General features: G+C 74.5%; 4 protein-coding genes. All 4 read right to left on the bottom strand.

Going from position 1 to position 5164, the window contains the following annotated elements; genetic code table 11:
• Window positions 1–486 (bottom strand): ABC transporter ATP-binding protein (locus ACWEVN_RS46470; protein WP_452055533.1); only part of this gene is annotated, 486 nt, incomplete at its 3' end.
• Window positions 486–689: an MbtH family protein gene (locus ACWEVN_RS46465; protein ID WP_310969876.1), complete on the bottom strand. Its 204-nt coding sequence runs from the start codon at window positions 687–689 to the stop codon at window positions 486–488. The genes ACWEVN_RS46465 and ACWEVN_RS46470, both read right to left, overlap by 1 nt.
• Before the next feature lie 81 nt (window positions 690–770).
• Window positions 771–1583, bottom strand: coding sequence for an ABC transporter permease (locus ACWEVN_RS46460; protein ID WP_449687284.1), 813 nt, complete (start codon window positions 1581–1583; stop codon window positions 771–773).
• Window positions 1580–5164: condensation domain-containing protein (locus tag ACWEVN_RS46455; RefSeq protein ID WP_452055532.1), on the bottom strand; the 3585-nt coding region annotated here is incomplete at its 5' end. The genes ACWEVN_RS46455 and ACWEVN_RS46460, both read right to left, overlap by 4 nt.

Raw genomic sequence — 5164 nt, 5'->3', positions numbered from 1 at the left:
CGACGGGCGGCCGATCAGGCAGGTCGCCAGGTCGAGCCGCCGCCGCATGCCGCCCGAGTACGTCCCGACCGGGCGGTCGGCCGCCGCGGTCAGGTCGAACCGCTCGAGCAGCTCGGTGGCCCGCTCGCGGGCCCCCCGCCGGCCGAGGTGCAGCAGGGTGCCGAGCAGCTGGAGGTTCTGCCGCCCGGTGAGCAGCTCGTCGACCGCGGCGTACTGGCCGACCAGCCCGATCCGGCGCTGGACCTCCTTCGCCTGCGTGGCCACGTCGAAACCGGCCACCCGGGCGGTGCCGCCGTCCGGGCTCAGCAGCGTCGCGAGAACCCGGACGGTCGTGGTCTTGCCGGCGCCGTTGGGGCCGAGCAGGCCCAGCACCGAGCCGGCGGGCACCCGCAGGTCGATGCCGGCCAGGGCCTGGTGCTCGCCGAAGCCCTTGCGCAGGCCCGTGACTTCGATGGCCGCTTCGCGGTCGAGCGCGTCGCTCGCCATCAGCCGGCGTCCTGCAGGCTCTTCGGGCGCAGGTCCGTCCAGGTGGCCTCGACGTGGGCGACCGCCTCCGCGCGGGAGCTGTCCCCCAGCACGACGTCCCACCCCGGTGGCACCGCCGCGAACACCGGCCAGATGCTGCGTTCTTCCTCGGCGTTGACCAGGACGAGGAACCGGCCGTTCTCGTCGTCGAATGGACTCGTCACTTCACATCTCCGTCTGTCTCGGGCAGCTTGCTGTCATGGTGTTCGGACCGGCTGACGGCGCGCTGACCGCCACCTGACCCGCTAGGCGATGGTGCGGTACTTCCGGAAGCTCAGGGCGCAGGCCAGCACGAGCGTGACGACGAGGGTGATGGCCACGACCACGCCGGGGTGCTGGGCGGGGAACCCGGTTTCGTCGACCGGTGTGCCCCACATGCGGCGGACGGCGGTGGTCACCGAGCTGACCGGGTTCCACTCCGCGACCGGCCGCAGCCACCCGGGCAGCCGGTCGGTCGACATGAACGCGTTGGAGAGGAAGGAAAGCCCGAGCGTGGCCACCGCGCCGATGCCGTCGATCGCCTCGGGGTTGCGCAGCGACAGGCCGAGCAGGATGCCGACCCAGATCATCGCGTAGAGGAACACGACGAGCAGGGCGAGCCCGCCGACGAGCGGCAGGAACCCGGTGTGCACCCGGCCGCCGACGAGCAGCCCGGAGGCCACGGTGATGGCGAGCGCGATCAGGCCGACCACGAGGTCGCCGAGGGAGTGCCCGATCAGCACGGCGGGCCGGACGATCGGCAGCGAGCGGAACCGGTCGGTCAGGCCGCCGTTGAGATCGGTGGCGACGGCGATGGCGGTGGGCGCGATGCCGGCCAGGCCGACCTGCATCAGCGCCGCCGGGAACAGGAACTCCGGGTAGCTGCCGCTGCCCGGCACGATCACCGCGTCCTTGAACACGTACCCGATGGCCAGCATGGTGATCAGCGGGTTCAGCGTGACCGCCAGCAGGCGGCCGGGAACGTTGCGCAGGTGGGTGAGCCGGCGCCCGGCGAGCGCCAGCACCTCCACCACGGCGTCGGAAACCCGCCCGGTCCGCACCGGGGCAATCACAGTCATTCGTCCTCCTCGGAAGAGCCGTCCAGAGCGGCGGCGACGATCCGGCCGATGGCGGCCTGGGCTTGCGGGTGCATCATGAATTCGTGCCCGCAGCCGATGCGGTGCGTCTCGATCGCGCCGTCGACGTGCGGTGCCCAGCGGCCGGGCCGCTCGGCGAGGTCGGCTTCGGAGAGGCCGTCGGCCGCCAGGAACAGCAGCAGGCGCCCCGAGAAGCGGGCGGGCTCGTACCGGAGCGCGAGCTCGCCGTTGTTGCTCATCACGTCCAGCACGCGGGCCATCCGCTCCTCGCCGATCCCGGCCAGCCGCGACCCGCCCCGGCGCAGGACGTCGATGACGGCCGCCGGGGACAGGCCGGCGTCCTCGTCGGCGTCGAAACCGAGGTGCTCGAGGAAGCTGACCAGCAGCTCGTGGCGGGTCGGCGGGGCCTGGCCGTCGGCCTCGACCGGGAAGCTGTCCAGCACGCACAGCGTCTCGACCTGCTCCCCGGCTTCCTGCAGCTGCACGGCGATTTCGTGCGCCAGCAGCCCGCCGAAGGACCAGCCGAGCAGGTGGTACGGGCCCGCCGGCTGGATCGCGCGGATCCGGGCGGCGTACTCCTCGGCGACGTCCTCGACGCTGACCGGCAGTTCGCCGTCCCCGCCGATGTTCGGCGACTGCAGCCCGTACATCGGGCGGCCGGGGGCGAGGTGCTGGACGAGCCCGAGGTAGGGCAGGCTCAGCCCGAGTCCCGCGTGCACGCAGAACAGCGGCGCGCGGTCGCCGTCCGGCCGGATCGGCAGCACGGGCGCGAACGGGTCGAGCACGTCACCCGCGCCGCCGCCGGTGCCGGCCAGCGCGGCGAGGCGCCCGACGGTCCCGTGCGTCAGGACGTCCGCGACGGTGAAGTGCAGACCGGCGTTGCGGGCCAAGGCGACGAGCCGGACGGAGAGCAGGCTGTTGCCGCCCAGGGTGAAGAAGTCGGCGTCGGCGTCGACCTCGGGCAGGCCGAGGGTTTCGGCGAAGGCCAGCCGGAGGACCTCCGCGGCGGCAGTGCCGGCTTTCCGTTCGGGCGTGGGCAGGTTCGCGTGGTCGAGGTCGCCGGCCGCAGTGAGCGGGATGGCCTCGAGGGCGACAATCGCCGACGGGACCGCGAAGTCCGGCAGTTCCCGCGCGAGGTGTTCGCGCAGGTCGTCGCCGCGGCCGACGACGTAGGCGACGAGCTGGTCGTCCCGGACCACGACGGCGGCCGCGGCGACCCCGGGGTGCCGCAGGAGCGCGGCCTCGACCTCTCCCGGCCGGACGGCGAACCCGCGGGCCCGCAGGGTGCCGCCGACCGGTTCGAGGCTCCCGTCGAGGCGGCGGCGGACGACGTCGCCGGTGCGGAACATCCGGGCGCCGGGGGCGAAGGGATCGGCGACGAAGTGCGTGGCGGTGCGGCCGGGTTCTCCCGCGAAGCCGCGGGCGGGGGTCGCGAGCCAGAGGTCGCCGTGGGCGCCGGGTGGGACGGGCCGGAGGGTGTCGTCGAGGACGTAGGCCCGGGACGAGGGCGGCAGGGTGCCGGGTTCGGCCGGGCCGGTGAGGGTCCGGTAGTGGGTGTGGACTTCGGCGCCGGCCCGGTAGAGCCGTTCGGTGAGCGGGGCGGCGAGGGGCTCGCCGGCGACGATCAGCCGGACACCGGCGAGGGCCGGTTCGTGCCGGGCCGCGAGCGCCCGGACCTGGTGCGGGGTGGCGAAGAGGACGGCGGGCAGTTCGCCTTCGAGGAGTTGCGCGAGGGCGGCGGGATCGCCGGTTTCGGCCTCGGCGAGGTGGACCGACCCGCCCGCGGCCAGCGCGGCGAGGATCGCGGGGATGGCCTCGGGCAAGTCCGGGACGACGACCCGGCGACCGGCGGGAATGGACCCCTGCAGGGCGGCAACGGACTCGGCCAGCGCACGGCGGGTGAGGACGGTGCCGTCCGGCAGGTGCGCGGCCGCGTGGGCGGGAGCGATCGGCGCGGCGGAGGAGGCAGCGCCGCCGGACCTTGATCCGCCGGAAGCCGACGAGCCGACCTCGGCCGCCGCCGCGGGGCCACCCACCGGGCGGCCCGCCTCGGCGAGCGCCGCCGGACCAAGATCCGCGCGGCCGACCTCGATCGTCGCTCCGGGCTGCCCGGTCGGCTCGACCAAGCGGTACGCGGCCCCGGCTTGGAGGGCGGCCAGGACGTGCATCACCCGGTCCAGCGCCGACTCCGCGGCGATCGTCACCGTCCACTCCGGACCGACCCCGCGGGCCGTCAGCTTGCGGGCCGCTTCGGTCACGCGGCGGCGCAGCTGGGCGTGGCTCACCCGGCCGCCCTTCCCGATCAGTGCCGGTCCGCGGCCGCTCCGCAGTGCCGGCAGTTCGGCCGGTTCCGCAGCCACGACAACCGGATCCTGCTCGCCCAGGTCGATCGCGCTCAGCGGCAGCGACGGATCTTCCGCCACCGCCGACAGCAACCGGCTCAGGCGGGTGGCCAGGAACTCCGCCGTCTCCGGGGTGAACAGGTCCGCGCAGTACTCGATGCTTCCCTCCAGGCCTCCCTCCCCCGGGCGCTCGCCGAGCTGGAACGTCAGGTCGAACTTGAACTTCGCGCCCGTCGGCGGGAGGATCTCCGGCCGCACCGACAGGTCGCCGATCGTGAAACGCGGGTCCGGGACCTCGTAGTACGACAACATCACCTGGAACAACGGCTGCCGCGACAGCGAGCGCGCCGGGCGGGCCAGCTCGAGCAGGAGCTCGAACGGGAGGTCCTGGTGCGCGTACGCCTCGAGGTCGGTGTCGCGCACCCGGGCGACCAGCTCGGCGAACGTCGGGTTGCGGCCGGTGTCGGTGCGCAGGACCAGCGTGTTCACGAAGAACCCCACCAGGCCGTTCGTCACCTCCTCCGACCGGCCCGCCACCAGGCTGCCCAGCGGGATGTCCGTGCCCGCGCCGTGCTTGGTGAGCAGCGCGGCCACCGCCGCCTGGACCACCATGAACACGCTCGCACCCGACCGGCGGGCCAGCGCGGTCAGTGCTTTGTGGACGGTCGGGGGTACCTCGAACCCGACCGAACCGCCCCGGAAAGCGGTCGTGCCCCGGCGCGGGAGGTCCGCGGGCAGCCGCAGCTCGTCGGGGAGGCCGGCGAGCGCGTCGCGCCAGTACTCCCACTGCCGGTCCGCCGCCTGGCGGTCGTCGAGCAGTTCGCGCTGCCAGACCGCGTAATCGGCGTACTGCGCCGGCAGGTCCGCCCACCCGGGCCGGGCGCCTCGCACCCGGGCGTCGTACGCGGTCGCCAGGTCGCGGGCCAGGACGTCCACCGACCAGGCGTCGCCCGCGATGTGGTGCAGGACGAGCAGCAGGACGTGCTCGGCCCCGACGCGGTACAGCGTCGCCCGCAGCGGGCGGTCCGTGGCCAGGTCGAACGCGCGGCCCGCCTCGGCCGCCAGCTCATCGGTGAGCTCGTCTTCGGCGATCGTCGCCGTGGCCAGCGCCGGGGCGGGCGGCAGGATCCGCTGGTACGGGACGCCGTCGACGTCCGGGAAGACCGTCCGCAGGATCTCGTGCCGCGCGTGGTCGGGGGGGGGCGCGGCCGCCCGCGCCGC

The sequence above is a fragment of the Amycolatopsis sp. NPDC003861 genome (assembly GCF_053605405.1).
This window is presented reverse-complemented; position numbering and strand designations above follow the sequence as displayed.

Coding starts and splice junctions, on each gene's coding strand:
- ACWEVN_RS46460 (WP_449687284.1), bottom strand. CDS start 1,583: ATGACTGTGATTGCCCCGGTGCGGACCGGGCGGGTTTCCGACGCCGTG.